The sequence below is a fragment of the Shimia sp. W99 genome (assembly GCF_053851455.3).
Genome location: NZ_JBSQBU020000001.1, coordinates 939,657 through 965,248, shown reverse-complemented (window position 1 = coordinate 965,248; position 25,592 = coordinate 939,657). Strand labels below are relative to the sequence as shown.

General features: G+C 59.7%; 28 protein-coding genes and 1 tRNA gene. 18 read left to right on the top strand and 11 right to left on the bottom strand.

Annotation, left to right across the window (positions count from 1 at the left end; genetic code table 11):
- Window position 1 precedes the first annotated feature (1 nt).
- From ACS3QZ_RS04710 to ACS3QZ_RS04700, 3 genes are read right to left on the bottom strand one after another with little or no spacing between them, the layout of a single operon-like run.
- The gene (locus tag ACS3QZ_RS04710) at window positions 2-589 is read right to left on the bottom strand and encodes an HD domain-containing protein (RefSeq protein WP_456036789.1); all 588 of its coding nucleotides are present in this window, start codon (window positions 587-589) and stop codon (window positions 2-4) included.
- Entirely contained in the window at window positions 586-822 is a 237-nt protein-coding gene (locus tag ACS3QZ_RS04705; protein WP_456036788.1) for a hypothetical protein, read from the bottom strand. Before ACS3QZ_RS04705 ends, ACS3QZ_RS04710 begins: the two co-directional genes overlap by 4 nt.
- Window positions 822-1,478, bottom strand: a complete 657-nt coding sequence (locus tag ACS3QZ_RS04700) for an alpha/beta hydrolase (protein ID WP_093094249.1) — start codon at window positions 1,476-1,478, stop codon at window positions 822-824. Before ACS3QZ_RS04700 ends, ACS3QZ_RS04705 begins: the two co-directional genes overlap by 1 nt.
- Before the next feature lie 163 nt (window positions 1,479-1,641).
- On the opposite strand from ACS3QZ_RS04700, the gene iscR reads away from it, so the two are divergent.
- The 13 genes from iscR (at window position 1,642) to ACS3QZ_RS04635 (ending at window position 10,925) form a co-directional block, all read left to right on the top strand.
- Complete coding sequence (iscR, locus tag ACS3QZ_RS04695) at window positions 1,642-2,106, top strand: Fe-S cluster assembly transcriptional regulator IscR (protein ID WP_456036787.1); 465 nt, start codon at window positions 1,642-1,644, stop codon at window positions 2,104-2,106.
- Complete coding sequence (locus ACS3QZ_RS04690; RefSeq protein ID WP_456039305.1) at window positions 2,103-3,158, top strand: cysteine desulfurase family protein; 1,056 nt, start codon at window positions 2,103-2,105, stop codon at window positions 3,156-3,158. Before iscR ends, ACS3QZ_RS04690 begins: the two co-directional genes overlap by 4 nt.
- A gap of 23 nt (window positions 3,159-3,181) precedes the next feature.
- The gene (gene sufB, locus ACS3QZ_RS04685; protein ID WP_456036786.1) at window positions 3,182-4,705 is read left to right on the top strand and encodes a Fe-S cluster assembly protein SufB; all 1,524 of its coding nucleotides are present in this window, start codon (window positions 3,182-3,184) and stop codon (window positions 4,703-4,705) included.
- Window position 4,706: 1 nt separating this feature from the next.
- Window positions 4,707-4,892: a hypothetical protein gene (locus ACS3QZ_RS04680; protein ID WP_456036785.1), complete on the top strand. Its 186-nt coding sequence runs from the start codon at window positions 4,707-4,709 to the stop codon at window positions 4,890-4,892.
- A complete protein-coding gene (locus ACS3QZ_RS04675) occupies window positions 4,892-5,098 on the top strand; it encodes a hypothetical protein (protein ID WP_456036784.1) in 207 nt (68 codons plus the stop codon). The genes ACS3QZ_RS04680 and ACS3QZ_RS04675 overlap by 1 nt, the downstream gene beginning before the upstream one ends.
- Window positions 5,099-5,101: 3 nt before the next feature.
- Window positions 5,102-5,416 (top strand): heavy metal-binding domain-containing protein, encoded by a 315-nt coding sequence (locus ACS3QZ_RS04670; protein WP_456036783.1) that lies wholly within the window; start codon window positions 5,102-5,104, stop codon window positions 5,414-5,416.
- 44 nt (window positions 5,417-5,460) lie between these two features.
- On the top strand, window positions 5,461-6,216 hold the full coding sequence (gene sufC / locus ACS3QZ_RS04665) for a Fe-S cluster assembly ATPase SufC (protein WP_093094243.1): 756 nt from the start codon (window positions 5,461-5,463) through the stop codon (window positions 6,214-6,216).
- Window positions 6,216-7,499: a Fe-S cluster assembly protein SufD gene (sufD, locus tag ACS3QZ_RS04660; RefSeq protein ID WP_456036782.1), complete on the top strand. Its 1,284-nt coding sequence runs from the start codon at window positions 6,216-6,218 to the stop codon at window positions 7,497-7,499. Before sufC ends, sufD begins: the two co-directional genes overlap by 1 nt.
- The gene (locus tag ACS3QZ_RS04655) at window positions 7,499-7,984 is read left to right on the top strand and encodes a YIP1 family protein (RefSeq protein WP_456036781.1); all 486 of its coding nucleotides are present in this window, start codon (window positions 7,499-7,501) and stop codon (window positions 7,982-7,984) included. Before sufD ends, ACS3QZ_RS04655 begins: the two co-directional genes overlap by 1 nt.
- Window positions 7,981-8,562: a Yip1 family protein gene (locus tag ACS3QZ_RS04650; RefSeq protein ID WP_093094240.1), complete on the top strand. Its 582-nt coding sequence runs from the start codon at window positions 7,981-7,983 to the stop codon at window positions 8,560-8,562. Before ACS3QZ_RS04655 ends, ACS3QZ_RS04650 begins: the two co-directional genes overlap by 4 nt.
- 1 nt (window position 8,563) lies before the next feature.
- Entirely contained in the window at window positions 8,564-9,784 is a 1,221-nt protein-coding gene (locus ACS3QZ_RS04645; protein WP_456036780.1) for a cysteine desulfurase, read from the top strand.
- A gap of 54 nt (window positions 9,785-9,838) precedes the next feature.
- Window positions 9,839-9,915, top strand: a tRNA-Arg gene (locus ACS3QZ_RS04640).
- 86 nt (window positions 9,916-10,001) lie between these two features.
- The gene (locus ACS3QZ_RS04635; protein WP_456036779.1) at window positions 10,002-10,925 is read left to right on the top strand and encodes an ABC transporter transmembrane domain-containing protein; all 924 of its coding nucleotides are present in this window, start codon (window positions 10,002-10,004) and stop codon (window positions 10,923-10,925) included.
- Window positions 10,926-10,977: 52 nt separating this feature from the next.
- On the opposite strand, the gene mepK is transcribed toward ACS3QZ_RS04635, so the two are convergent.
- On the bottom strand, window positions 10,978-11,523 hold the full coding sequence (gene mepK / locus ACS3QZ_RS04630) for a peptidoglycan L,D-endopeptidase MepK (protein WP_242654784.1): 546 nt from the start codon (window positions 11,521-11,523) through the stop codon (window positions 10,978-10,980).
- A 330-nt stretch (window positions 11,524-11,853) separates the two neighbouring features.
- Between mepK and ACS3QZ_RS04625 the strand changes: the two genes are divergently transcribed.
- Genes ACS3QZ_RS04625 through ACS3QZ_RS04610 form a run of 4 tightly spaced genes read left to right on the top strand, consistent with a single transcriptional unit; the run spans window position 11,854 to window position 16,096 of the window.
- Window positions 11,854-13,461 (top strand): L,D-transpeptidase family protein, encoded by a 1,608-nt coding sequence (locus ACS3QZ_RS04625; RefSeq protein ID WP_456036778.1) that lies wholly within the window; start codon window positions 11,854-11,856, stop codon window positions 13,459-13,461.
- Window positions 13,462-13,491: 30 nt separating this feature from the next.
- The gene (locus ACS3QZ_RS04620; protein ID WP_456036777.1) at window positions 13,492-14,583 is read left to right on the top strand and encodes a UDP-3-O-(3-hydroxymyristoyl)glucosamine N-acyltransferase; all 1,092 of its coding nucleotides are present in this window, start codon (window positions 13,492-13,494) and stop codon (window positions 14,581-14,583) included.
- Window positions 14,584-14,616: 33 nt separating this feature from the next.
- Complete coding sequence (locus ACS3QZ_RS04615) at window positions 14,617-14,874, top strand: acyl carrier protein (RefSeq protein WP_093094221.1); 258 nt, start codon at window positions 14,617-14,619, stop codon at window positions 14,872-14,874.
- Window positions 14,875-14,887: 13 nt separating this feature from the next.
- Window positions 14,888-16,096: a beta-ketoacyl-[acyl-carrier-protein] synthase family protein gene (locus ACS3QZ_RS04610; RefSeq protein WP_456036776.1), complete on the top strand. Its 1,209-nt coding sequence runs from the start codon at window positions 14,888-14,890 to the stop codon at window positions 16,094-16,096.
- Window positions 16,097-16,174: 78 nt separating this feature from the next.
- Here ACS3QZ_RS04610 and ACS3QZ_RS04605 read toward each other — a convergent pair whose 3' ends face one another.
- On the bottom strand, window positions 16,175-16,768 hold the full coding sequence (locus ACS3QZ_RS04605) for an invasion associated locus B family protein (protein ID WP_093094219.1): 594 nt from the start codon (window positions 16,766-16,768) through the stop codon (window positions 16,175-16,177).
- A gap of 428 nt (window positions 16,769-17,196) precedes the next feature.
- On the opposite strand from ACS3QZ_RS04605, the gene ACS3QZ_RS04600 reads away from it, so the two are divergent.
- On the top strand, window positions 17,197-18,744 hold the full coding sequence (locus tag ACS3QZ_RS04600; RefSeq protein ID WP_456036775.1) for a helicase HerA-like domain-containing protein: 1,548 nt from the start codon (window positions 17,197-17,199) through the stop codon (window positions 18,742-18,744).
- Window positions 18,745-18,898: 154 nt separating this feature from the next.
- Here the strand turns inward: ACS3QZ_RS04600 and ACS3QZ_RS04595 are convergent, their stop codons facing one another.
- The 6 genes from ACS3QZ_RS04595 to ACS3QZ_RS04570 all read right to left on the bottom strand — a co-directional run bounded on the left by ACS3QZ_RS04595 (window position 18,899) and on the right by ACS3QZ_RS04570 (window position 25,516).
- Window positions 18,899-20,203, bottom strand: coding sequence for a branched-chain amino acid ABC transporter permease (locus ACS3QZ_RS04595; protein WP_093094217.1), 1,305 nt, complete (start codon window positions 20,201-20,203; stop codon window positions 18,899-18,901).
- Window positions 20,200-21,210: a branched-chain amino acid ABC transporter permease gene (locus ACS3QZ_RS04590; protein ID WP_456036774.1), complete on the bottom strand. Its 1,011-nt coding sequence runs from the start codon at window positions 21,208-21,210 to the stop codon at window positions 20,200-20,202. Before ACS3QZ_RS04590 ends, ACS3QZ_RS04595 begins: the two co-directional genes overlap by 4 nt.
- A gap of 3 nt (window positions 21,211-21,213) precedes the next feature.
- Window positions 21,214-22,038: an ABC transporter ATP-binding protein gene (locus tag ACS3QZ_RS04585; RefSeq protein ID WP_456036773.1), complete on the bottom strand. Its 825-nt coding sequence runs from the start codon at window positions 22,036-22,038 to the stop codon at window positions 21,214-21,216.
- A complete protein-coding gene (locus tag ACS3QZ_RS04580) occupies window positions 22,035-22,817 on the bottom strand; it encodes an ABC transporter ATP-binding protein (protein WP_456036772.1) in 783 nt (260 codons plus the stop codon). The genes ACS3QZ_RS04585 and ACS3QZ_RS04580 overlap by 4 nt, the downstream gene beginning before the upstream one ends.
- 127 nt (window positions 22,818-22,944) lie before the next feature.
- Entirely contained in the window at window positions 22,945-24,132 is a 1,188-nt protein-coding gene (locus ACS3QZ_RS04575; protein WP_456036771.1) for an ABC transporter substrate-binding protein, read from the bottom strand.
- 199 nt (window positions 24,133-24,331) lie between these two features.
- Window positions 24,332-25,516, bottom strand: coding sequence for an ABC transporter substrate-binding protein (locus ACS3QZ_RS04570; protein WP_456036770.1), 1,185 nt, complete (start codon window positions 25,514-25,516; stop codon window positions 24,332-24,334).
- Window positions 25,517-25,592 lie beyond the last annotated feature (76 nt).

Here is a 25,592-nt window from a genome sequence, read left to right as displayed (position 1 = left end):
CTCAGGCGCGGCCGTTGCGGTGAAACCAGCTTTCCAGCTTGGGGCGCAACCAGCCCCAGACGCCGGGGGCGCCACCGTTGATCGGCACGCCGACGCGATGGTCGAGCTGTTCGAGCGTCACGTTGTAATCGACCCAGGAGCCACCGCCCAGTTCAAGGTTGGTGATCGGTGTGGGCATCCGGTCAATCGCCTTGGCAAAGCGCGACTCCGGCGTCTCCTCCGATTCGAATTCGCGCCACAAGCCGTTGAATTCATGTCGTAAATCATCCGGCAGAAGACCAAAAAGACGCTCTGCCGCCGCCTCTTCTGCAAGCGCCTTTGCGGCGTGATCCACATCGCCGTGGATCGGCGCATCGCCAGCGTCGATTTCGACGATGTCATGCAGCAGAAGCATCTTGAGCACGCGCGCGATGTCGACGGGCTCGGCGGAATGTTCGGCCAGAACAAGTGCATAGAGCATGACGTGCCATGAATGCTCGGCCGAGTTTTCAAATCGCGAGTCATCCAGAAGGCGCGAGGCACGCAGCACGGCCTTGAGGTGGTCGGCTTCTTTCAGAAAGGCGATTTGGGCGTCGAGGCGGGTGCTCATTCGGCTGACCCGGCAGCTTCGCGGGCTTCCTTGACCTTGCCGACAAGAAAGGCGCGGGCCTTTTCTTCGGCGAGACGTACGCGTACCTCGGTCAGGAACGCCTCTTCCAACGATTGCGACGCGGCGGCCAGAACGGCGCCAACCTGAACGAACAGGCGGTCATCGCCCGTTATGCGCTGAGCTTTCAGCGTGTCCTCGGCGAGCTTGGCCGCCAGCGTCTCGATCGTGCTCATCAGCGCGTCGTTTCGGTCAGGCGGCGCTTTACGTAATTGGTCACGTTGCCCACCATCGCATCCATGTATTCCTCGGTTTCGAAGAAATGGCCTGCACCTTCGATCTCGGTGTGGGTGATGGTGATTCCCTTTTGCTCATGCAGCTTGTTGACCAGCGCATGCGTGTCTGCCGGGGGCGCGACACGGTCATTGGTGCCGTTGATCATCAGGCCCGAGCTGGGGCAGGGCGCAAGGAAGGAAAAGTCATACATGTTGGCGGGCGGTGCGACAGAGATGAACCCGGTGATTTCAGGGCGGCGCATCAAAAGCTGCATCCCGATCCACGCGCCGAACGAGAAACCGGCCACCCAGCAATGCTTGGAGTTGTTGTTCATCGACTGCAGGTAATCGAGCGCCGACGCCGCATCGGAAAGCTCACCCACACCCTGGTCATATTCACCCTGGCTGCGGCCAACGCCGCGGAAGTTGAACCGCAACACGGTGAAGCCCATGTTGTAGAAAGCATAATGCAGGTTGTAGACCACCTTGTTGTTCATCGTTCCGCCAAATTGGGGATGCGGATGAAGCACGATGGCAATCGGTGCGTCTTTTTCTTTTTGCGGGTGGTAGCGGCCTTCGAGGCGGCCTTCGGGTCCGGGAAAAATCACCTCTGGCATGGTGGCTTCTTGTCTCCTGCAAAAGGTGCGATGCAATTCTTGACGAATTTGCTAAGCTACCTTAGAACGGTTCTAATCATTGATCCGGCGTTGCCACCGGCAAGGGCTTAAGGGACTTAAGCACCTGAGCGGCTGACGTCAATCTATTCGCTGGGGGTGCAGGATGAAACTGTCGACGAAAGGGCGCTACGCGGTCGTGGCTTTGGCCGATATTGCCTTGCAGCCACCAGAGGGGCTGGTGAGCCTGTCCGAGATCTCGAAACGTCAGGATATTTCGCTGCCCTACCTCGAACAGCTATTTGTCAAGCTGCGCCGCGCCGGGCTGGTGGAATCGGTGCGCGGCCCGGGGGGCGGGTATCGGCTTGCAAAGAGCACGTCCGACATTCGCGTGGTCGAAATTCTGACGGCGGTGGACGAAACCGTATCGGCACTTCATACCGGGGCCGGCGCTAGCGGGGGCCTAAGCGGATCGCGCGCGCAATCCATGGCCAACCGGCTTTGGGAGGGGCTCTCGGCGCATGTCTACGTGTTCTTGCACCAGACGCGCCTTTCGGACGTAGTGAAAAACGACCTGGCCCCCTGTCCGGCGGTGCCAACCCTGTTTTCGGTGGTGGATGACGACACCTGATGCGCGTGTATCTCGATCATAATGCAACGGCGCCGCTGCGGCCCGAGGCGAAAGCCGCGATGATTGCCGCGATGGAGCTTGTCGGCAATCCGTCGAGCGTGCATGCCGAAGGGCGCGCTGCCAAGGGGTTGATGGAGAAGGCCCGGGTCGAGATTGCAGCAGCCTTTGGGGCGGACGGCGCCGATATCGTCTTTACCTCGGGCGCAACCGAGGCCGCAGCGCTGGCCCTGCAGGGGCGCGGTTTGCACGCCGGGGATATTGAACATGACGCCGTTTCCGCCTGGGTCACGTCCGATTTGCCGGTTGATAGCCATGGGCAGGTTGCCGTGGAAGACCCGGCGCGGACCGCACTGCAACTGGCCAATTCCGAGACCGGGGTTGTCCAGGCCCTTCCAGAGGGCCTTGCCGTCAGTGATATGACACAGGGCTTTGGCAAGCTTCCCGTGGCCTTCAACTGGTCGGGCGCGACGATGGCGCTGATTTCTGCGCACAAGCTTGGCGGACCCAAGGGCATCGGCGCGCTTGTGGTCCGGCGGGGCACGGACGTTCCGGCGCAGCTTTTGGGCGGAGGGCAGGAAATGGGCCGCCGCGCGGGCACGGAAAACCTCATTGGAATGGCCGGATTTGCGGCTGCGGCGACGGCTGCGGCAAAAGAATTGGCCGATGGAGTGTGGGAACGGGTTGCCAATTTGCGCGATTTGCTTGAAGAGGCCCTTGCTGCAGAGACAAAAGATACCATTTTTGTCGGGAAAGGCGCGAAACGTCTTCCCAACACCACCTGTATCGCCACACCTGGCTGGAAGGGCGAGACACAGGTCATGCAGATGGACCTTGCCGGTTATGCGATTTCCGCAGGATCGGCCTGTTCATCGGGCAAAGTGCGCGCCAGTCGCGTGCTCAGGGCGATGGGCCATGACGATGCCACCGCCGCGAGCGCAATCCGGGTCTCTTTGGGGCCGGATACAACGGAACAGGACGTTTTGGGTTTTGCCGAATGCTGGCTGACCCGAATGAGGAAACATCGCGACCGGACCCTGAAAGGGGCGGCGTGAACGCGAACGAACAGGAGAACACGATGGCCAGTCTGGACCAGACAGACGTCAAGGAAGGTGTCGATCAGGAAACCGTGGATGCCGTTCGCGAAGTCGGCGGCAAGTACAAGTACGGTTGGGAAACCGAGATCGAGATGGAATATGCTCCCAAGGGGCTGACCGAAGATATCGTGCGCCTGATATCGGACAAGAATGACGAACCGGAATGGATGACCGAGTGGCGGCTTGAAGCCTATGCGCGCTGGTTGACCAAGGAAGAACCGGATTGGGCGATGCTAGATTACCCGGAAGTGAATTTCCAGGACCAGTATTATTATGCCCGCCCGAAAAGCATGGAAGAAAAACCCAAGTCGCTGGACGAGGTCGATCCCAAGCTGCTGGCAACCTATGAAAAGCTGGGTATCCCTCTGAAAGAACAGATGATCCTTGCCGGGGTCGAAGGCGCGGACGCGACCCCTGCCGAGGGGCGCAAAGTGGCTGTGGACGCTGTTTTTGACTCGGTTTCGGTGGGCACCACCTTCCAGAAAGAGCTGAAAGAGGCGGGCGTGATTTTCTGCTCTATTTCCGAGGCGATTAGGGAGCATCCCGAGCTGGTCAAGAAATACCTGGGCTCGGTTGTGCCTGTGTCGGACAATTTCTATGCCACGCTGAACAGTGCCGTCTTCTCGGATGGTTCGTTTGTCTACGTGCCGCCGGGGGTACGTTGCCCGATGGAATTGAGCACCTATTTCCGTATCAACGCGGAAAACACCGGTCAGTTCGAGCGCACGCTGATCATTGCCGACAAGGGTTCTTATGTGAGCTATCTCGAAGGCTGTACCGCGCCGCAGCGCGACACGTCGCAGCTTCATGCCGCCGTGGTCGAGATCATCATCGAAGAAGACGCCGAGGTAAAATACTCCACGGTGCAGAACTGGTACCCGGGTGACGAGAACGGCAAGGGCGGCATCTATAACTTTGTGACCAAGCGTGCCGATTGCCGGGGCGATCGTTCCAAGGTCATGTGGACGCAGGTTGAAACCGGTTCGGCGGTGACGTGGAAATACCCGTCCTGTATTCTGCGTGGTGACGACAGCCAGGGCGAGTTCTACTCGATCGCGATCACCAACAACCACCAGCAAGCCGATACCGGCACTAAGATGATCCACCTTGGCAAGAACACCAAGTCGCGGATCGTGTCGAAGGGGATCAGCGCAGGCGTTGCCCAGAACACCTATCGCGGACTTGTGTCGATGCATCCCAAGGCGAAGAACTCGCGCAATTATACCCAGTGCGACAGCCTGCTGATCGGGGATAAATGCGGGGCGCATACGGTGCCTTACATCGAGGTCAAGAACAACTCGTCCCGCGTGGAACACGAGGCAACGACGTCCAAGGTGGATGACGACCAGATGTTTTATTGTCGCCAGCGTGGCATGGACGAAGAAGAGGCCGTGGCGCTGATCGTGAATGGCTTTGCCAAAGAAGTTCTGCAGGCGTTGCCGATGGAATTTGCCATGGAAGCACAACAACTTGTGGCGATTTCGCTCGAAGGGTCGGTGGGCTGATATGGGCCGTGGTCTCGAAGCTTGGATCCCGATCGGCATGCCCGCCCTAGGCGGGTTGGCCGGTGTTATCTGGGTCAACGCGTTCAAGATGGACTTCATCAACCCAGTGCTTGGCATCGGCGGCGGGATCCTGCTCGGATGGATCGCGGGGAGAATTGTCCTGAAACTGATGCAAAGGCGGCGTTGATGGAAACGATCCAGCTTCTCATGCAGAAATCTGCCGGTGTCGGGGCGGGTATCGCCATTGGCACCGCCGTGGGCCTTATGGTTCGGCGACACCGCAAGGGCAATGTCGAAGGCTTGATTGGCGGGTCGATTTTCGTGACCTCGGCCATTTTCGGCATGGTCGCTATGGGTGTGATGATGCTGATCACCTATTTCGGAGGGTTCTGAGACATGATCGTAACGACAACTCCGGCGATCGAGGGCCGCAGGATCACCGCCTATCACGGTATTGTCGTGGGCGAGGCGATCATGGGGGCGAACGTGGTGCGCGATATCTTTGCATCGATCACCGACATAGTGGGTGGTCGATCCGGCGCGTATGAAACCAAGCTGCAGGACGCACGGGAAACCGCGCTCTCCGAGCTGGAAAACCGTGCGGCGCAGAAGGGTGCCAATGCGGTTGTGGGTGTCGATCTGGATTACGAAGTGGTGGGTGACACGATGCTGATGGTTTCGGCCAGCGGCACGGCTGTTACCGTGGAATAAACGGCGGCGCGCGAACCGCCTGTCGAATGACGAAGGAAAAGAACATGTTGGAAATCAAGGGCCTGAAGGTCAAACTTGAAGAAGAAGACAAGCAAATCCTCAAGGGCGTCGACCTGACCGTCGAAGCGGGCAAGGTGCATGCCATCATGGGGCCGAACGGATCGGGTAAGTCCACCCTGTCCTATGTGCTTTCGGGCCGGGACGGATATGAGGTGACCGGCGGAAGCGCCTCGCTTGAGGGCGAAGACCTGCTGGAGCTGGAAGCGGAAGAGCGTGCCGCACTGGGGCTGTTCCTGGCGTTCCAGTACCCGGTGGAAATCCCCGGCGTGGGCAACATGACCTTCCTGCGCACCGCGGTGAACGCCCAGCGCAAGGCGCGCGGACAGGAAGAAATGTCGGCGGCCGAATTCCTCAAGGTCGTGCGGGCCAAGGCCAAGACGCTCAAGATCGACGCGGACATGCTCAAGCGTCCTGTGAACGTCGGCTTCTCGGGCGGCGAGAAAAAGCGCAACGAAATCCTGCAGATGGCGATGCTGGAACCCAAGATGTGCATCCTTGACGAGACCGACTCGGGGTTGGATGTGGATGCAATGAAATTGGTGTCCGAGGGTGTGAACGCCCTGCGCGACGCGGGTCGTGGTTTCCTCGTGATCACCCACTATCAGCGTCTGCTCGATCACATCAAACCGGACGTCGTGCACATCATGGCCGATGGTCGTATCGTGAAAACGGGTGGGCCGGAGCTGGCGCTTGAAGTGGAACAGAATGGTTATGCCGACATTCTGGCCGAGGTGGCGTGATGGCGCTTGATGATCGCAAGACAAGCGCAACCGAAACCCGGCTGACCGCGATGGTCATGCCGGACGTGGGATGCACCAAGGACGCCCGTGAAGCGGCCTTGGGACGCGTACGTGCTATGGGCCTGCCGCAGCGCCGGGACGAATACTGGAAGTTCACCCGGCCTGACACGCTGATCCAGCCCGAAGCGCCCGAGGCGGCGTTGTTCGACGCAGGCGAAGAGCCGATGTTTTCTGGTGTGGAGCGGTTGAAGATCGTCTTTGTCGACGGTGTGTTCAGCCCGGAGAAATCGGACGACCTGTCGCTTGAAGGGGTTCAAATTGACCGGCTGGAAGACGTCTGCTGCAAGGATGATCACTGGGCCGAAGACCTTTATGGCGCGCTTGAAGCGGACGGCCATGACCCGGTGCATCGCCCTCTGGCCGCGCTCAACACGGCTTATGCAGGCGACGGAGTCACCATTCGCGTAACCGGCAAGCCCGGCAAGCCGATCAGCCTGATTTACACCCATGAGGATGTGACGTCGGACGTGTTCCTGCATCATGTTATTAGGGTGGAAAGCGGCGCCGAGGCGACGATCCTCGAGAACGGCCCGGCGGCTGCACGGTTCAACAAGTGCATGGAGATCGACATTGCCGATGGCGGCACGCTGCATCACATCCGTGCACAGGGGCGCGACCATGAACGGCGTGCCGTCACGCATCTCTTTGCCCGCCTTGGCACGGAGTCGGTTTTCAAGAGTTTTACACTGACCGTGAATGGCGTCCTGACCCGAAATGAAGCAGTTGTGACCCTGACCGGAGACGACGCGGTGGCCCATGTGGCCGGAGCGGCGCTTGGGGATGGGGACTTCCATCATGATGACACGGTCTTTGTCACCCATGACGCACTCAATTGTGAAAGCCGTCAGGTCTTTAAGAAGGTACTGCGCAACGGGGCAACCGGTGTGTTCCAGGGCAAGATTCTTGTCAAACCCGGCGCGCAGAAAACCGATGGCTACCAGATCAGCCAGTCGCTCTTGCTGGATGATGACAGCCAGTTCCTCGCCAAGCCCGAGCTGGAAATCTATGCCGATGACGTGGCCTGTTCTCATGGGTCCACGTCGGGCGCCATTGACGAGGATGCGCTTTTTTACCTGCGGGCGCGGGGCGTTCCGCGTGACATCGCCACCGACCTTTTGACGCTGGCTTTCCTTGCCGAAGCCGTGGAAGAGATCGAAAGCGAAGAACTTCGCGACGAAATCATCGGTCGGCTCGAAGGCTGGCTGGAGCGTCGGCGCGGCTGATGTCTCTGACGCGTGACATGGTGGCGACCTATCGGGGGCCGCATCGCGTCGTGGCGCGGCTCCTGTCCATGGGGCAGCGTGAGGATCGTGCGCTGGCCATCCTCATGGCGGGTTGCGCGATCGTGTTCGTCGCGCAATGGCCACGCCTTGCGCGCGAAGCGCATCTTACGGGACAGGAGTTGAACGCGCTCTTGGGCGGAACGCTTCTGGCGTGGCTTTTCATTGCGCCGTTGCTGCTCTATTTCATCGCCTTTCTGTCCCATATCCTTCTGCGCGCAGTCGGGCGAAAGCAAACCTCATACGGAGCCCGTCTGGCGCTCTTCTGGGCCTTGCTTGCAGCTGCGCCACTGATCCTGTTGCACGGTCTCGTGGCAGGGTTCATCGGTCCGGGGATCGGATTGAGCGTGGTCGGGCTGATTTGGCTGCTGGTGTTCCTGTGGTTCTGGATCTCGGGTCTGTTGCAGGCCGGAAAGGGTGCGGTATGAGCGCGTTTCTGCGTCAGCTTTTCATGCTCACCATCTATAACCCGCCACAGGCGGGGCAGGTGTTGGTGGCACAGCAGGTCGATCGCGCGGCAGGTTGGCTGATCCTTGCGCTGGCGGTGATCCTCAACACGCTGGCTTATTTCCTGTCCATCACGCTGTTTCCGGTTCCGGCCGAGATCGCCCTGCCTCTACTGACCTCACCTGTGTTGGTCTGCATGGTGCTGGGCTCGGTCACGGTGATCTTTGTCTTTGCCTTTTACTGGGTCGGACGCGCGATGGGTGGTCAGGCGCGGTTCGAAGACATCCTGCTCATGATGGGCTGGCTGCAATACATGCGGCTGGCAGTGCAGCTTGGCGCCCTGGTGCTGATGATCTTCCTGCCCGGTCTGGCCCAGATTTTTGTCATGGCCACGGGTCTTTATGGCGCGTGGATCGTGCTCAACTTTCTCAAGGTCGCGCATGGTTTCGACACGATGGGCAAGGCCGTGATGATGCTGGTTTTCACGCTGGTCGGGATGACGGTGGGGCTGTCGCTCTTTCTCTCCCTGATCGGCGTCACTGCAATGGGATTCTCTTGATATGTATGACGTCGCCAAGATCCGTTCGGACTTTCCAATCCTTTCGCGCGAAGTGAACGGCAAGCCACTGGTCTATCTCGATAACGGCGCCTCGGCCCAGAAGCCGCAGGTGGTGATCGACGCGGTGACGCGGGCCTATTCGCATGAATATGCAAATGTGCACAGGGGGTTGCATTACCTTTCCAATCTAGCCACCGACCAATACGAGGCGGTGCGGGGCAAGATTGCGCGGTTCCTTGGTGCTGCAAGCGAAGACGAGATCGTCCTGAACTCGGGCACCACCGAAGGTATCAACATGGTGGCTTATGGCTGGGCCATGCCGCGCATGCAGGCCGGGGACGAGATTGTCCTTTCGGTAATGGAGCACCACGCCAATATCGTGCCCTGGCATTTCCTGCGGGAACGGCAGGGCGTGGTGATCAAATGGGTGGACGTGGACGCCACCGGGGCGCTCGATCCGCAGGCGGTGCTGGATGCGATCACCCCCAAGACCAAACTTGTCGCTGTAACGCAGTGTTCCAACGTTCTAGGCACGATGGTTGACGTGAAGGCAATCACCCAAGGTGCCCATGCCAAGGGCATTCCGGTGCTGGTGGATGGATCGCAGGGGTCGGTGCATGCGCCGGTCAACGTGTCAGATATTGGTTGCGATTTTTACGCGATCACCGGGCACAAGCTTTATGGTCCCTCCGGCTCTGGCGCGATCTATGTCAAGTCCGAGCGCATGGCCGAGATGCGCCCGTTCCTCGGGGGCGGCGACATGATCAAGGAGGTTTCGAAGGAAGGCGTGATCTACAACGATCCGCCGATGAAGTTCGAGGCTGGCACGCCCGGCATCGTGCAAACCATCGGCTTTGGCGTGGCGCTGGACTACCTGATGGAACTGGGCATGGACAACGTTGCTGCGCATGAGGCGGGCTTGCGGGACTATGCGATGCAGAAATTTGCCGGGCTGAACTGGATGCAGGTTCAGGGTACGACACCGGACAAGGCCGCGATTTTCAGTTTCACGCTGGATGGGGCCGCGCATGCCCATGATATATCGACGATTCTCGACAAGAAGGGCGTCGCTGTGCGGGCAGGGCACCATTGTGCAGGGCCGCTGATGGATCATCTTGGCGTCACGGCCACCTGTCGGGCGTCCTTTGGCCTTTACAACACCGCCAAAGAGGTCGATGCGTTGATCGATGCGCTGGAACTGGCGCACGAGTTGTTCGCCTGATCGCGCATTTTTCCGATTGCGGCGGATTGCGGGGCTGGCTATACCCCGCGTCAGGCACCTGTAGCTCAGCTGGATAGAGCGCTGCCCTCCGAAGGCAGAGGCCAGAGGTTCGAATCCTCTCAGGTGCGCCATTTCTCTCTTTTTTGAGCAAGAGCGTTGTGGCTAGCCATTGGTCTGGTCCTTGGCCTATGGTCGCCACAGATCCAAGGACCCGCCCATGCTGAATTTCTACAAACGTATCTGGCTCCACACCGGTAAAGCGCAAATTCTGCTAATCGTGCTGTCGTTGGCCGTCGCCGCGCTTGCCGCTGCGCCGCTCCGTTTTCAGAAAGATATCATCAACAGCCTTGGCCCCGACCTCGACGTCGAGACCCTGACGCTGCTGTGCCTGGGCTATCTTGGCGTCATCGTGATTTCGAACATCTTCAAGTTCCTGTTGAACTATCGAAGCTCGATCCTGGGCGAGGCGACAATCCGCATGATCCGCCAGCGCATCTATGGTGCGCGTCATCAGGAAGTGGTGCCTGAACAGCTTGATGACATGGGCACGCTGACAACGATCATTGCCGCCGAATCCGAAGAGGTGGGTCGGTTTGCCGGAACTGCGATTGCCAATCCGCTGCTTCAGGTCGGCACGCTTGTTTCGGTGATCAGCTACATTGCCAGTACGCAGCCCTATCTGGGCCTGTTCCTTGTCGCAATTGTCGTGCCGCAGGCGGTGATCGTCCTCTTGCTGCAGGAAAAAGTGAATCGCAGGGTCAAGGCGCGGACGTTGATCCTTCGGGGGGCCACTTCGGCGATTTCGGAAGAGGATGTCGCGCAAGTCAGGGAAGCGCAGAAGGCAATTCTGGACGATTTTGACCAGATATATTCGACCCGGCGAGGTATTTTCCGTCTCAAGCTGTCGATGAAGTTCGCCATGAACCTGCTGAACGGCATTGGTTTGGTGGGTATTCTGATGATCGGGGGATTGCTGATGATGGAAGGGCGCAGCGATATCGGGACAGTTGTCGCCTCGATCGCCGCGCTTGAACGGATCAGCGATCCGTGGCGCCAGCTGCTCAACTTCTACAAGGAGCTGAGCGCCGTGCGGGTCAAGTTCGACCTGATCCTTGGCGCCCAAGCCGTGTCCGACAAATGAAAAGGCGCCCGGTGGGCGCCCTGACGGTGTGTTGCGGTGAAAAGGGAGATCCTTAGCGACCCCAGGTGCGGACCGGGCCGCAATCCATATGCACGAAGTTCGAACCGGAATACCGTCCGACGCCACCGGCACGACAAGCGCTTGCCGCCTTGGCCACCTGGTTGACCGAACGCGAACCGAGACGAAGGTCGGCGGCCTGGCCCTTCATGTGCAGCGAATTCTTGGCAACGCCGCGCGAACGCGAGCGCAACATGGCGTTGGTGGCCGGGCTTCGGTAGCCTGACAGAAGCATGTAGGGTTCGTTGACATCGAGAAGGTTGTGCGCGGCGGCCATGATGTCGATGGTGCGGATGTCCATGGTTTTGACGTCGTTGGTGCGCCAGTCCCGCATGAAGGCGTTGATTTCCTTGACCGCGTCCTTGATGTAGTTGCCTTCCACCCAATAAATCGTATCGAGCCGTTCCCCGGTGCGACCCGAGTACATCCGGATGCGCCGGATGTCGCCGCCGCCACGCAGGAAACCTGCTGCATTCGAGAAGGTGGGGGCTGCTGCCACTGTTGTGGCGGCGAAGGCGGCCAGAAGGCCACGTCTGGTCATGCTCAAAGAGCTATGTTGAGTCATAGTATAAGCGCCTGTCCCGTCGCTACCTGCCACCGCGATGTTACGCGGCAATGTCTTCATCCCCAGATGTGCGCGTTTTATGGCATATTCCGATTCGTGCACCAAGCGTTCATTTCCGCGCACTTGGGCATATCAACAGAGTTCGGCAAAAATTTGCTTAATAGGCGAAGGATGTGGTTTCGGTGCCGCGCCCAGATTGCAACACTTGGCGTGGGCTTTTTGTTCTGGCGATCTTGTGATTGGACTGGGGGAAAAGTAGTTTCAAAGATAATTAAACGAATTATGTTCCCGCACGAGGAAAACTCCATGTTTTACGCGCTTCGGCCCAGCTTTGCGTTTTTGGTCGCCGGTCTGTTTCTGAGCTTGTCAGTGTTTTCGGCAGAGCCCGCTCAGGCGTTCACGGCCTTTAAGCAGGCGATTGCCGAAGCAGCCTCACGCGACGCGGATGTTGCCACATATTATCGCGGAACCAAATATACACCGGTCTGGACCGGACCGGGCGAGTTGGACCAGGCGCGGCGAAAGGCGCTGATCGCGGCGCTGGTGCGGGTCGAGGATCATGGGCTGCCGGCCGCGCGCTATGATGTGGACAGGCTTGTGGCACAGATGGCCAATGCCCGGACAGCGCGTGATCTGGGGCTTGTCGAAGTGGCGCTGACGCGGGCGTTTCTGAAATATGGGCGGGATGTCTCCTCGGGCATGCTGGTGCCGTCGCAGATTGACGACGGGATCGTGCGCGAGGTTCAACGGCGCGACCGTGTCGACATGATCAAGGGATTTGCCGCCAGCGCCGAACCCAAACGTTTCCTTAGGGAACTTGCCCCGATTTCGCCGGAATACCTGCGGCTGCAAAAAGAGCGCCTGCGTCTGGAGCGGCTGATGGCTCAGGGCGGCTGGGGGCCGAAAGTGCCGTCGAGCAAGCTTGAACCGGGAGACAATGGCCCGAAAGTTATTGCCCTGCGCAATCGTCTGATCGCGATGGGGTTCATGGAACGCAGCGCAACGGCAACCTATGACCGCGCGCTGGAAAAGGCGGTGCAGGCGTTCCAGATCGCACACGGTCTCGAGGTTGACGGCGTCGCGGGGCCGGGCACCATCGACGAGATCAACAAATCCCCGGATGCGCGTTTGAAATCCGTGCTGGTGGCCATGGAGCGGGAACGCTGGATTGGCCGCGCCAACCAAGGGCGCGAGATCATCGTCAACCTGACCGACTTCACGGCCAAGGTATACGACGATGGCAAGCTGACCTTTCGCACCCGTTCGGTGGTGGGCAAGAACCAGTCGGATCGCCGCAGCCCCGAGTTTTCGGACACGATGGAGCACATGATCATCAATCCGACATGGAACGTGCCGCGTTCGATCGCGACCAAGGAATACCTGCCGATGATGCAGCGTAATCCGAACGCGGCAGGGCATTTGCGGCTGATCGACTCGCGCGGGCGCACGGTGAACCGTGAGAATATTGACTTCAGCCAGTACAATACCCGCAACTTCCCGTTCGACATGAAGCAGGCACCGGGCAACCGGAATGCGCTTGGTCTGGTCAAGTTCATGTTCCCGAACAAGCACAACATCTACCTGCACGACACGCCGGCCAAGAACCTCTTCGCGCGCGAAGTTCGTGCCTACAGTCACGGCTGCATCCGCCTGCACCAGCCGTTCGAGTTCGCCTATACGCTTCTTTCCAAGCAGGTCGAGAACCCCAAGGAATATTTCCATCGGCGGCTCAAGACCAACCGGGAAACACAGGTCGACCTCGAAACGCAGATCCCCGTGCATATCATCTATCGCACCGCCTATACCGAGCCTAAGGGACCGGTTCAATATCGCCGCGACGTCTATGGGCGTGACGCCAAGATCTGGGCTGCACTGGCCAATGAAGGGGTGGTGTTGCGCGGCCATCAAGGCTAAACACGCCCCGGAATGATGACCGGGGGACGCATGGCATACACGGTTCGCGACATCGCATCCGCCTTGGATGCCGAAGCGTTTGGGCAGACGGATATCGTTGTAGAGCGTGTGTCGGAACCGGCCATGGCAGGTCCGGACGATCTGGCGCTTCTGACCAACCCTAAATTTGTTGAAGGTCTTGCCAAAGGGCGGGCGCGCGTGGCGTTGCTTTGGCCCGGTGCGGACTGGCAGGCGCTGGGTCTTGAAGCGGCCATTGTTGCGCCGCGTGGGCGGTTTGCCATGGCTGCGCTGACGGCCATGATGGACGCCGGACAGGATTTTCCGGCAGGTATCCATCCGAGCGCGGTGATTGATCCCACAGCCATTCTTGGCGCGGATGTCACAGTCTGCCCCTTTGCAGTGATCGGTCCGCGCGCGCGCATTGGTGCCAAGAGCGTGATCGGACCCCATTGCCATATCGGCGCGGACGCCGTGATCGGGCCGGATGCCTATCTGCGGGATCATGTCTCGGTCGGGGCGCGGGTCACGATCGGTGCGCGGTTTCGTGCGCAACCGGGGGCGCGGATCGGCGCGGATGGCATGTCCTTTGTGACGCCGGAAGAATCCGGTGTCGAGAAAGTGCGCGAGACGCTGGGCGATCAGGGCGAGGTCAAAAGCCAGAGCTGGGCGCGCATTCATTCGCTGGGTGCCGTCACCATCGGCGACGACGTCGAAATCGGCGCCAACACATGTATAGACTATGGCACAGTCCGGGACACGCGGATCGGCAACGGCACCAAGATCGACAACCTCGTGCATATTGCGCATAACGTGGTCGTCGGGAATGACTGTCTGTTCGCAGGACAGGTCGGGATTGCCGGGTCGACGACCGTGGGCAACAACGTGGTCCTTGGAGGACAGGTTGGCATCACCGACAATACCCGGATCGGGGACAACGTGATTGCAGGGGGGGCGTCCAAGATCATGACCAAGGTGCCCACGGGGCAGGTCGTGCTGGGATACCCTGCGGTCAAGATGGACACGCATCTGGATATGTACAAAGGATTGCGCAGATTGCCGCGGTTGGCCAAACAGGTCGCCGCGCTTCAAAAAGCTGTTTCAAAAAGCGGGTCCAATGACTAAATCAAGCCGCAGATCGGGCAAAAGGAACACGTCATGAGCGTCAAGGACAAGGTTATCGAAATCATCGCGGAACAGGCCGTGCTGGAACCTTCGGACGTGAAACTGGACAACACTCTGGAAGATCTCGGGATCGACAGCCTAGGTCTGGTGGAAAGCATTTTTGCTATCGAAGAGGCGTTCGACATTTCGGTACCGTTCAATGCCAATGAACCCACCGAAAGCGATTTCGACATTTCTTCCGTGGCCAGCATCATTGCCGGGATCGAAAAACTGATCGCCGAGCAGTCGTGAACGGGAATATCGCATGAAACGGGTCGTCATCACCGGGGCGGGTACAATCAACGCGCTGGGGCAAAACGTGTCCGAAACGCTTGCAGCCATGCGCGAAGGCCGCTGTGGCATTGGTGAACTCGAGATGCGCGACGTCGACCGGCTCGCCGTCAAGATCGGGGCTCAGGTCAAGGGGTTCGAAGGGGAACATATCTTCAACCGTCAACAAATGGCGCTGTTTGATCGCTTTACCCAATTCACCCTTGTGGCCGCGCGCGAAGCCATGGCGCAGTCGGGGCTGAGTTTTTCCGGTGAATTGTCCGCCAAGTCCGGTGTCGTGCTTGGCAACTCGGGCGGTGGCATGCAGACGCTCGACGAGAATTACCGCACAGTCTACGAGGACGGCAAGAACCGGGTGCATCCCTTTGTTGTTCCGAAACTGATGAACAACGCCGCCGCAAGCCATGTCAGCATGGAGTTCAATCTCAAGGGGCCCAGCTTTACCGTGGCCTCCGCCTGCGCAAGCTCCAATCACGCCATGGCCCAGGCGTTTCAGATGGTCAGGTCTGGCATGGCTCCGGTCATGATCACCGGCGGGGCCGAATCGATGCTGTGCTTTGGCGGGGTCAAAGCGTGGGAAGGTCTGCGCGTGATGTCCAAGGACGCTTGCCGCCCGTTTTCGGCCAACCGCAACGGTATGGTTCAGGGCGAGGGCGCCGGGGTCTTTGTATTCGAAGAGATGGAACACGCCCGCAAACGCGGCGCCGAAATCCTTGCCGAAGTTATCGGCTTCGCGATGAGTTCGGATGCGGCGGATATCGTGATGCCCTCAAAGCAAGGCGCGGCGCGGGCCATTTCCGGCGCGTTGCAGGATGCTGGGGTGAACCGGGACGAGGTCGGATATATCAACGCCCATGGCACCGGGACTGCCGCCAATGACAAGACCGAATGTAGCGCCGTGGCCGATGTGTTCGGACCGCATGCAGATCGTTTGATGATCTCGTCGACCAAGTCCATGCACGGACATCTGATCGGCGGCACAGGGGCTGTCGAGCTTCTGGCCTGTATCATGGCGGTGCGGGACGGGGTGATTGCGCCCACAATTGGCTACGAGGAACCCGATCCTGAATGCGCTCTGGACGTCGTGCCGAACGAGGCCCGCGACGCGGATGTGGATGTTGCGCTCTCCAATGCCTTTGCCTTTGGCGGCCTGAACGCGGTGTTGGCGCTGCGCCGGGTCTGAGGCTATCGGAATGTTTCAAACGAAAAGGCCGCCCGGTCCAGGGCGGCCTTTGTGCTTTTGGCATTTGCCTTGGGCGAGTTATTCCTGCACCGGGTTCGCGCTGTCATAGGTCTTGGTGAAGCCGTTCAGCGACATGTTCACGGTCACGACCTGCGCTGGCGCGGCGGCTGGGACGATGGCAATCTTGGCAACACTTCCCGACTTGAATGCGTCGACATCTTCCTGTGTCAGGCCGATGCGGGCAAAACAGCCGACCGGGTTGCAGAATGCATAAGGGTAGCGTTTGGCATTTTCGCCATCGACCGCCACGGTGAGCTGACCCGTCAGCAGGGTTTCAAGCGGCACAACAAAGGTGCCCCCACCAATCGCTTCACCAGCGGGTGTCTTGAGCTTGTAAAGCGTCACCTCGGCCACGGCATTGCCGGCGTTGTCCTTGAGCAACTGATACATGCGGCAGGGGCGGGGTTCCGGGCCGGATTTCGCGCATTGCAGCGACCAGTCGCCGATCTGCTCCACAGTGATGTCTTCGGCATCCGACGGTGCCGGCGCGGCTTCGACTTTCTGTCCCATGGCAAGCGAGCCATCGGACAACGAGCCGACGCCCTGAGCCAGAACGGGGGCAGCCAGAAGAGAGATTGCGGCGGCACCGAGAAGAAGTTTGAGCTTGGGCATGAGGATTCCCGTGTGGTTGATTGAATCTGTCTTCGCTTAGCACGCCCGGATGCGAATGTCAGGGTAAAGCCTGGGGTATTGTATGGCGTTCTGGCGGTTTTCCGCGCGCAGGTGCCAGCCATTACGCGCCAATGAAAAAGGGGCCCGAGGGCCCCTTTTCCGGTATTTTCACTCCCCGTCGGACTGGCCGACTTATTCATTGACGAAAAGCTACGCAGAATCACGGAGAGCGTCAACCGGAAAACTGTGTTCCTTCCTGATTTTCCACGAAAAAACGGCCATGCCTTTGGCACGGCCCAGTCTGACAGGGAGGAAGTCATTCCAGAACATGGAAGACATGGTCCCGGAATGCAGAACAGGCTGGCAGAGAATGGTTAAGAATGTATTTTGAATGCGTGACGATGCAATTGACGTGAGGACTGGTGGCGATGGACGGAAAGATCTTCGTTGGGGGTGGTGGCGAAAACTATGCTGAAAAACAGGGGCTTACGCTCAAGTACGCCAACCGGCACGGTTTGATTGCGGGCGCCACGGGCACCGGTAAGACCGTGACACTGCAGATACTGGCAGAAGGTTTTTCTGCGGCTGGGGTGCCGGTGTTCCTGTCCGATGTGAAGGGCGATCTCTCGGGGCTGGCCGCGGCCGGTCGGGAAGATTTCAAGCTGCATACCGCCTTTCAGGAACGCGCCGTCAAGATCGGCTTTGACGACTATGTGTATGAGGCATTCCCGGTCACCTTCTGGGATCTTTTCGGGGAACAGGGGCATCCGGTGCGCACCACGGTGGCCGAGATGGGACCGCTTCTTCTTGCGCGGTTGATGGAACTCACAGAGGCGCAGGAAGGTATTCTGAACATCGCGTTCCGTCTTGCCGATGAACAGGGACTTCCGCTTCTTGACCTCAAGGATCTGCAGGCCCTGCTGGTCTGGGTTGGAGAGAACCGGGCAGAGCTGGCGCTTCGCTATGGAAATGTGTCGGTCAACTCGATCGGCGCCATCCAGCGCCGTCTTCTGGTTCTGGAAAACCAGGGTGGCGCCAAGCTTTTTGGCGAACCGGCGCTGGACCTTGGCGACATCATGCGGACCGACCTTGATGGACGGGGGCCGATCAACATCCTGGCGGCGGACAAGCTGATGGGGTCGCCTCGGCTTTATGCGACCTTCTTGTTGTGGCTTTTGTCAGAGCTCTTCGAAGAACTGCCCGAGGTCGGTGACCCCGACAAACCCAAGCTTGTCTTCTTCTTTGACGAGGCGCACCTGCTGTTTGAAGATGCGCCCAAAGCGCTGGTCGACAAGGTGGAGCAGGTGGCACGGCTGATCCGCTCCAAGGGGGTGGGCGTGTATTTCGTCACGCAGAACCCGGACGACATTCCCGAAGATATCCTTGGTCAGTTGGGCAACCGGGTGCAGCATGCGCTGCGCGCATTCACGGCGCGGGACCGGCAGGCGCTGCGTGCGGCTGCCGAGACCTATCGGGACAACCCGCGTTTTGAAACCGAGGAAGCGATCCGCGAGGTCGGTGTCGGGGAAGCGGTCACGTCGATGCTGATGAAGAAAGGCGTGCCCGGCATTGTGGAACGGACCCTGATCCGCCCACCCTCATCGCAGCTGGGGCCGCTTGACGTGGACGCGCGAAAACAGGTGATCGAAGGCTCGCCGGTGTCGGGCAAATACGAAAAGCTGGTGGATCGCAGATCCGCCTACGAAATCCTGCGCGAACGCGCCGACAAGGCGGCAGCGGAAGCCGAGAAGGCAGAGGCGCGGGAAGAGGAGATGGACGCGGCCCATCGCGAATTCAACGCGGCACGGCGATACTCGGGCAAGCGGGTAAGCCGGTCATCGTCGCGGACTTTGCGGGTGCGGGCGGATGATACATACGGCGAAGCGTTGACCAAGATGGTGGTCAAGGAACTCTCCGGCACCACGGGACGGCGTATCGTGCGCGGCATCCTGGGCGGGTTGTTCAAGGGACGGTGATCCATTGGAGCGCCTTACAGGCGCACAGGATATGCACGCCCAAGGGGCGCGCGGGATGGGGCGCTGCCCCGTCTCAGCAAGCTGAGACTCCCCGGGATATTTTCTGGCAAAAGGAAGAAGGGCGCCCGGTTTGTGGGGCGCCCTTTTGATTTTCTTAGCGCTCGGGGATGAGGCCGCGCGGGCTGAACCGCAGGACCAGCAGGAGGATCACCCCCATGGTCAGGAGCCGCATATGGGCCGCACTGTCGATCAGGTGCTGCCGCAGGCCCGAGTCCTCGGCCATGCCGCTCGTGATCAGCTGCATCAGCCAAAGTCCGATCGGTTCGACCTGCACCCAGAGGAACCAGATCAGGAAGCCGCCCAGAACCGCGCCCAGATTGTTGCCCGAGCCGCCGACGATCACCATTACCCAGATGAGGAAGGTATAGCGCAGAGGCTGGTAGGTGCCCGGCGTGAGCTGACCATCAAGGGTGGTCATCATCGCCCCGGCGATCCCGCAGACTGCGGAGCCAAGCACGAAGATATGCAGATGGCGGCGGGTGACGTCCTTGCCCATGGCTTCGGCGGCAACCTCGTTGTCGCGGATGGCGCGCATCATCCGCCCCCAGGGTGATTTCAGCGCGGCCTGAGCCATCAGGAAGATAACCAGCAGCACAATGGAGAACAGCACCGAATAGCCCAGTTTCACATAGAGGGTCGACGCGGTGACGGGATCCAGACCCAGACCCTGTGCCCGTTCGACAAACGTGGCTGATTGCTGAAGGTCGATTTCGTAGGGCAGGGGCCGTGGCAGGCCGACAACGTTCTTCACACCACGCGCCAGCCAGTCTTCGTTCTTCATCACGGCAATGATGATTTCCGCGATCCCCAGAGTGGCAATCGCAAGATAGTCCGAGCGCAGGCCGAGCGCCGTCTTGCCAATCAGCCAGGCCCCGCCTGCCGCGAGCAAGCCGCCCACAGGCCAGGCCAGAAGCACCGGCAGGCCAAGCCCCCCGAGAAAGCCCGTGGCTGCCGGGTCGATCGCCTCGACGGCGGCGACACCGGGATCGAAGATCGCGCGATAGATGAAGAATCCGCCCAGCAGAATGCCAATCATGACAATACTGCGCAGACGCCCCGGTGCGAGGTTCTGGTAAGCCATGACGGCGGCGACGATGGTGCCCGCCCCGGCCAGCAGGCCGATGACCACGCGCGTGCCACCTGCTGCCCAGGCCTCGCCCACGGGATCAACCGAGGTGAGGACAACGGCCAGACCGCCCAGCGCGACAAAGCCCATGACACCCACGTTGAACAGGCCCGCAAAACCCCATTGCAGGTTCACGCCTAGCGCCATGATGGCCGAGATCAACCCCATGTTCAGGATCAGCAGGGCCGAGTTCCAGCTTTGCATGATCCCGGTGATCAGGATCAGTACGCCTATAATCGCGAAAAGCGCCGTGTTTTTCACTGTATCGCTCATACCGATTTCCCCTTGAACAGGCCGGTGGGCTTGAAGAGCAGCACCACGATCAGGATTACGAAGCTGACCGCGAACTTGTAATCCGTGCTCAGAAGTTGCACGAGGCCGGAAGGCTCGAGGCTCTCGGGCATCAGGTAGACCAGCACCTTTTTCCACGCATAGGTGATTGTGACCTCGGAAAAGGCAATCACGAAGCCGCCGGCGATCGCGCCAAGCGGGCTGCCGAGTCCGCCCACGATGGCGCTGGCAAAGATCGGCAGCAGAAGCTGGAAATAGACGAAGGGTTTGAACGTCTTGTCGAGCCCATAGAGCACACCCGCCGTGGTGGCCAGCGCGGCCACGATCAGCCACGTGTACATGACGACACGCTCGGGGTTGATGCCTGACAGCAGGGCCAGATCCTCGTTATCCGAATAGGCGCGCATGGATTTGCCGGTGCGGGTCCGGTTCAGGAACCAGAACAGCAGCGCAACGCAGATCACCGCGACGACCACGGTGATGCCCTGTGTCGTCTTGATGGCCAGCCCCTCACGCAACCCGGTCATGGCCTTGAATTCGCGGACCGAGATGATGAAGCGCTCGCCATCGGCGAATTTCTGGTCATTGGGGCCGATGATAAAGCGCACGAGTCCGTTCATGATGAACATGACGCCCATGGACACGATGACGAGGATCACCGGCTTGGCCTTTTGTTCGCGGTAGAAGCGATAGACGACCCGGTCCGTGAACAGGACAAGTGCCATGGTACCAAGAATGGCAAAGGGCAGGGCCAGTAGCGCCGTGGGCAGCGGGCCAAAGCTCACGCCCATCGACTGGAACCACCAAGTCACCAGAACGGCGATCATCGCGCCAAAGGCCATGGTGTCGCCATGGGCAAAGTTCGAGAACCGCAGGATGCCATAGATCAGTGTGACCCCCAGAGCGCCCAGCGCCAGCTGGCTGCCATAGGCGACCGCGGGGATGATCACGAAGTTGGAAAGCGCCACGATGGCGTTGAGGAAGTCCATTTGTCAGCCCCCCAGGAACGATTTGCGGACTTCTTCGTCCGCCAGAAGGTCTTTGCCCGTACCCGAATAGGCATTGGCACCCTGCACAAGGACATAGCCCTTGTCGGCAATTTCGAGCGCCTGGCGGGCGTTCTGTTCGACCATCAGGATCGGGATGCCGGTGCGCGAGACTTCGATGATGCGGTCAAAGAGTTCGTCCATGACGATTGGCGACACGCCCGCCGTGGGTTCATCGAGCATCAGCACTTTGGGTTTGGTCATCAGCGCGCGGCCAACGGCGACCTGCTGACGCTGACCGCCGGAGAGTTCCCCGGCTGCTTGGTGGCGTTTTTCGTGCAGGATCGGGAAGAGGTCATAGACCTGTTCCATAGTTTCCGTGAAATCGTCGCGCCTGATGAAGGCACCCATTTCTAGGTTCTCCTCCACCGTCATCGAGCCAAAGATATTGTTGGTCTGCGGCACAAAGCCCATACCCTTGACCACGCGATCCTGCGGCGAGAGGTTGGTGATGTCCTCGCCATCAAGCCGCACCGACCCCTGACGCAGGTCCAGCATGCCGAAGACAGCTTTCATTGCGGTGGATTTGCCTGCGCCGTTCGGGCCGACGATCACCGCGATTTCGCCCGGATCAACGGAAATGGTGCAGTCATGCAGGATGTCCGGGCCATTCTTGCCATAGCCGCCGGTCATGCTGTCACCGATCAGGAATGCGTTCCGGGTGTGCATTTCCTTGCCCGTGCCAACAGAGGGGCGCATTTCGCCGCCGCCCTTGGCATTCGTGATCGAGGCGTCCTTGTTGCCCCGGTCGCCATATTCGCCGTTGCTCATGCCCCCACCTTGTCCTTGTTCTTGAGACCCGTGCCAAGATAGGCTTCGATCACCTGTTCGTTGGCCTTGATCTCGTCCAGTGTACCTTCGGCCAAAACCTTTCCCTCGGCCATGCAGATGACCGGGTCGCAGAGGCGGCCGATGAAATCCATGTCGTGTTCGATCACGACAAAGGTATAGTTGCGTTCCTTGTTCAGGCGGATGATCGCATCGCCGATGGTGTTGAGCAGGGTGCGGTTCACGCCGGCGCCGACCTCGTCAAGGAAGACGATCTTGGCGTCCACCATCATCGTGCGCCCAAGTTCGAGCAGCTTTTTCTGACCGCCTGAAACCTGACCGGCCTTGTGGTCTGCCAGATGCTCGATGGTCAGGAATTCAAGCACCTCGTCCGCCTTGGCGCGCAGCGCGCGTTCCTCTTCGGCGATGCGCTTGCGCCCGAACCATGTATTCCAGAGGGTTTCGCCCGATTGGCCACCCGGCACCATCATCAGGTTTTCCCGGCACGACATGGACGAGAATTCATGCGCGATCTGGAAGGTGCGCAGCAGCCCCTTGTGGAACAATTCGTGCGGCGGCAATCCGGTGATGTCCTCACCATCCATCGTCACCTTGCCCGACGTCGGTTCGAGAACTCCGGCGATCACGTTGAAAAGAGTGGTTTTTCCGGCGCCGTTTGGGCCAATCAAACCAGTGATGGAGCCCGGCTCAATGGTCAGACTGGCGCCGTCGACGGCGCGAAAGCCGCCGAAATGCTTGTGCACGTCCCTTGCTACGATCATCACTATCCCCCTGTGGATGGCCGCCTTGCGGCCCACGGTGCTTTTTTTCGCTCTCGTTCCCGCTCAATGCCATTGTGCCAGTCCGGACACAAGGCCCAGACTGACACTGCATATCCTTCGTGAAGGATCAGCGATAGCCTGCGGTGGTGAATTTTCCACCTTCGACCAGCACTTCGCGGAAACTTCCGGCGGCTTCGCCCGGTCCGATAAGTTCCACATCGGTGGCACCCACATAGTCGATATCGCCGCCCGCCTTCAGGATTTCGAGCGCCTTGGCCAATTCGCCGGGATTGATCTTTTCACCGGGGGCGTTGGCGACCTCGAAGATCTTTTCCTTGTAATCGGCCGATTCCGACGATCCGGCGGCCTGCATCGCAAGGATCATCAGAGCAGCGGCGTCGTAGCTTTCCGGCGCATAAGGAGAGGATGCGTCGAATGCCTCGCCCACGAGGTCAACGAAGATCTTGGCACCCTCGGAGTTGGATCCCGGATGCTGGCCACGCGAACCATCCATGCCGGTACTGAAGCGTTCTTCCATCGAGGCACCGATCATGCCGTCTGCGAAATGGAACCGATCGAATGCGCCGGAATCGAGCGAGGCTTGCACGATACCGCCGCCGCCCTGATCCAGATAGCCCAGGACGACCAACACATCGCCACCCGCAGAAGCAAGAGCCCCGATCTCTGCGGAATAATCCGCCTTGCCGTCTTCATGAGCGGCGTTGATGGTGATGGTGCCGCCCATCTCGACATAGGCCGCCTCGAAGCTTTCCGAAATACCCTTGCCATAGTCGCTGTTGGTGTAGGTGACAGCAACTTCCTTGACTCCATTGTCCAGCAGGATCTGTGCCATCACTTCGCCTTGGCGCGCATCCGATGGGGCGGTGCGGAAGAAAAGGCCGTTATCCTCGGCTGTCGACAGCGCGGGAGAAGTGGCCGAAGGCGAAATCTGAACGATGCCATAAGGCAGCGCGACGTTCGACAGGATCGCGCCGGTGACGCCGGAACAGTTTTCTCCGATGATGCCCTTGACTCCGTCGGCGGTCACAAGCCGTTCCGCGGCAGCGGTCGCGGCGGCCGCGTCGATGCAAGTACCGTCGCCGCGAATGGACACAATTGTGCTGCCGTCCATGAACTTTCCGCTATCGCTAGCTTCCTTGAAGGCCATTTCCGAGGCCGCGGCAATCGGGCCGGCAAGGCTCTCGATCGGCCCGGTGAAACCGGCCATCAGGCCGATCTTGATTTCATCCGCCATGGCGCCGCCTGCCAAAAGCGCCGCGGTTGCGGTGCCCAGTGTTAGTGTTTTGAATGACATGTTGTTCCTCCCTTCATTCCGACAGACCGATGGAGCACGACGTGCCACTGTCCCGGTCTGAACACGGCGCGATCGTTGCAATTTTCCGTGCATTTTCCAATAGGAAAATTGTCGTATCGGACAATTTATATTTAACGACTGAAAACCAAAAAAAACCCAGGCCGATGTGGCCTGGGCAAAACTTCAGTATGTTTTCAGATTAGCGATACTGCGCCGTGGTGATCTTGCCACCTTCGATGACGATCTCGCGATAGCCACCGGCTGCTTCGCCGCCACCGATCAGCTCAACGGCGGTTGCGCCGACATAATCGATCTCACCACCGGCTGCGAGGATCTCGAGACCCTTGGCCAGCTCACCTGTGCCGATTTTTTCGCCCGGCGCGTTTGCCACATCCATGATCTTGCCTGCATAGGCACTGGGATCGCTCGATCCGGCGGCCTGCATGGCCAGCATGATCAGGGCAGCCGCATCATAGCTTTCGCCGATGTAGGGGCCCGAGGAATCATAGGCATCCGAGGTGATCGCCTTGACGATCATGTCGGTGTTGGCCGCTTCGCCACCGGGAACGGTACCGACCGAGCCTTCGATTTCGTCGCCAAAGGTGGTTTCAAGTGCGGCGCCGATCATGCCGTCAGGCAGGGCGAAAGTGTCGAACGCGCCGGTGTCCAGTGCGGCACGGATGATGCCGGGACCGCCCTGGTCAACATAACCCGCAACGATCAGCACATCGCCACCCGCCGATGCCAGTGCACCGACTTCGGCCGAGTAGTCTGCTTTGCCATCTTCATGCGAGGTCATTGCAGTGACTTCACCACCCGCTGCTTTGAACGCGCCGGCGATGCTGTCGGCAAGACCCTTGCCATAGTCGTTGTTGGTGTAGGTGATGGCTGCCGACTTGAAGCCCTTGTCCATCAGCACATCCGCGAGAACCTGACCCTGACGGGCATCCGAAGGCGAGGTGCGGAAGAACAGGCCGTTGTCCTCGGCATCCGAAAGCGCGGGCGAGGTTGCAGATGGCGAGATCATCACGACGCCGTTGGGCACTGCGACGTTGGCCAGGATGGCACCGGTCACACCGGAACAGTCGGCACCGACGATGCCCTTTACCCCATCCGAGGTGATCAGGCGTTCGGCAGCGGCGGTTGCGGCACCGGAATCAACACAGGTCGAGTCACCCCGGATCGGGGTCACGGTTGCGCCACCCAGAAGTTTGCCCGAATCCGACACTTCCTTCATGGCCAGCTCGCCACCGGCGGCCATGGCGGGGGTCAGCGATTCAATCGGGCCGGTAAAGCCCATGATCACGCCCAGTTTGATCTCTTCCGCCGAGGCAACCCCGGTCAGAAGAGCGCTTGCGGCAGTCGCCAGAAGCAGTTTTTTCATTGTTTATCTCCCAAGTTGGTCTTTTTTCCGACGGTGAGCCTAAGCGCGGATATTTGAAAAGAAAAGGGGCATCTGA

What these genes read in the sequence shown, in the direction of transcription:
- ACS3QZ_RS04710 (WP_456036789.1), bottom strand. Translation starts at nt 589, where the DNA reads ATGAGCACCCGCCTCGACGCCCAAATCGCCTTTCTGAAAGAAGCCGAC.
- ACS3QZ_RS04705 (WP_456036788.1), bottom strand. Translation starts at nt 822, where the DNA reads ATGAGCACGATCGAGACGCTGGCGGCCAAGCTCGCCGAGGACACGCTG.
- ACS3QZ_RS04700 (WP_093094249.1), bottom strand. Translation starts at nt 1,478, where the DNA reads ATGCCAGAGGTGATTTTTCCCGGACCCGAAGGCCGCCTCGAAGGCCGC.
- iscR (WP_456036787.1), top strand. Translation starts at nt 1,642, where the DNA reads ATGAAACTGTCGACGAAAGGGCGCTACGCGGTCGTGGCTTTGGCCGAT.
- sufB (WP_456036786.1), top strand. Translation starts at nt 3,182, where the DNA reads ATGGCCAGTCTGGACCAGACAGACGTCAAGGAAGGTGTCGATCAGGAA.
- ACS3QZ_RS04680 (WP_456036785.1), top strand. Translation starts at nt 4,707, where the DNA reads ATGGGCCGTGGTCTCGAAGCTTGGATCCCGATCGGCATGCCCGCCCTA.
- ACS3QZ_RS04675 (WP_456036784.1), top strand. Translation starts at nt 4,892, where the DNA reads ATGGAAACGATCCAGCTTCTCATGCAGAAATCTGCCGGTGTCGGGGCG.
- ACS3QZ_RS04670 (WP_456036783.1), top strand. Translation starts at nt 5,102, where the DNA reads ATGATCGTAACGACAACTCCGGCGATCGAGGGCCGCAGGATCACCGCC.
- sufC (WP_093094243.1), top strand. Translation starts at nt 5,461, where the DNA reads ATGTTGGAAATCAAGGGCCTGAAGGTCAAACTTGAAGAAGAAGACAAG.
- sufD (WP_456036782.1), top strand. Translation starts at nt 6,216, where the DNA reads ATGGCGCTTGATGATCGCAAGACAAGCGCAACCGAAACCCGGCTGACC.
- ACS3QZ_RS04655 (WP_456036781.1), top strand. Translation starts at nt 7,499, where the DNA reads ATGTCTCTGACGCGTGACATGGTGGCGACCTATCGGGGGCCGCATCGC.
- ACS3QZ_RS04650 (WP_093094240.1), top strand. Translation starts at nt 7,981, where the DNA reads ATGAGCGCGTTTCTGCGTCAGCTTTTCATGCTCACCATCTATAACCCG.
- ACS3QZ_RS04645 (WP_456036780.1), top strand. Translation starts at nt 8,564, where the DNA reads ATGTATGACGTCGCCAAGATCCGTTCGGACTTTCCAATCCTTTCGCGC.
- ACS3QZ_RS04635 (WP_456036779.1), top strand. Translation starts at nt 10,002, where the DNA reads ATGCTGAATTTCTACAAACGTATCTGGCTCCACACCGGTAAAGCGCAA.
- mepK (WP_242654784.1), bottom strand. Translation starts at nt 11,523, where the DNA reads ATGACCAGACGTGGCCTTCTGGCCGCCTTCGCCGCCACAACAGTGGCA.
- ACS3QZ_RS04625 (WP_456036778.1), top strand. Translation starts at nt 11,854, where the DNA reads ATGTTTTACGCGCTTCGGCCCAGCTTTGCGTTTTTGGTCGCCGGTCTG.
- ACS3QZ_RS04620 (WP_456036777.1), top strand. Translation starts at nt 13,492, where the DNA reads ATGGCATACACGGTTCGCGACATCGCATCCGCCTTGGATGCCGAAGCG.
- ACS3QZ_RS04615 (WP_093094221.1), top strand. Translation starts at nt 14,617, where the DNA reads ATGAGCGTCAAGGACAAGGTTATCGAAATCATCGCGGAACAGGCCGTG.
- ACS3QZ_RS04610 (WP_456036776.1), top strand. Translation starts at nt 14,888, where the DNA reads ATGAAACGGGTCGTCATCACCGGGGCGGGTACAATCAACGCGCTGGGG.
- ACS3QZ_RS04605 (WP_093094219.1), bottom strand. Translation starts at nt 16,768, where the DNA reads ATGCCCAAGCTCAAACTTCTTCTCGGTGCCGCCGCAATCTCTCTTCTG.
- ACS3QZ_RS04600 (WP_456036775.1), top strand. Translation starts at nt 17,197, where the DNA reads ATGGACGGAAAGATCTTCGTTGGGGGTGGTGGCGAAAACTATGCTGAA.
- ACS3QZ_RS04595 (WP_093094217.1), bottom strand. Translation starts at nt 20,203, where the DNA reads ATGAGCGATACAGTGAAAAACACGGCGCTTTTCGCGATTATAGGCGTA.
- ACS3QZ_RS04590 (WP_456036774.1), bottom strand. Translation starts at nt 21,210, where the DNA reads ATGGACTTCCTCAACGCCATCGTGGCGCTTTCCAACTTCGTGATCATC.
- ACS3QZ_RS04585 (WP_456036773.1), bottom strand. Translation starts at nt 22,038, where the DNA reads ATGAGCAACGGCGAATATGGCGACCGGGGCAACAAGGACGCCTCGATC.
- ACS3QZ_RS04580 (WP_456036772.1), bottom strand. Translation starts at nt 22,817, where the DNA reads ATGATCGTAGCAAGGGACGTGCACAAGCATTTCGGCGGCTTTCGCGCC.
- ACS3QZ_RS04575 (WP_456036771.1), bottom strand. Translation starts at nt 24,132, where the DNA reads ATGTCATTCAAAACACTAACACTGGGCACCGCAACCGCGGCGCTTTTG.
- ACS3QZ_RS04570 (WP_456036770.1), bottom strand. Translation starts at nt 25,516, where the DNA reads ATGAAAAAACTGCTTCTGGCGACTGCCGCAAGCGCTCTTCTGACCGGG.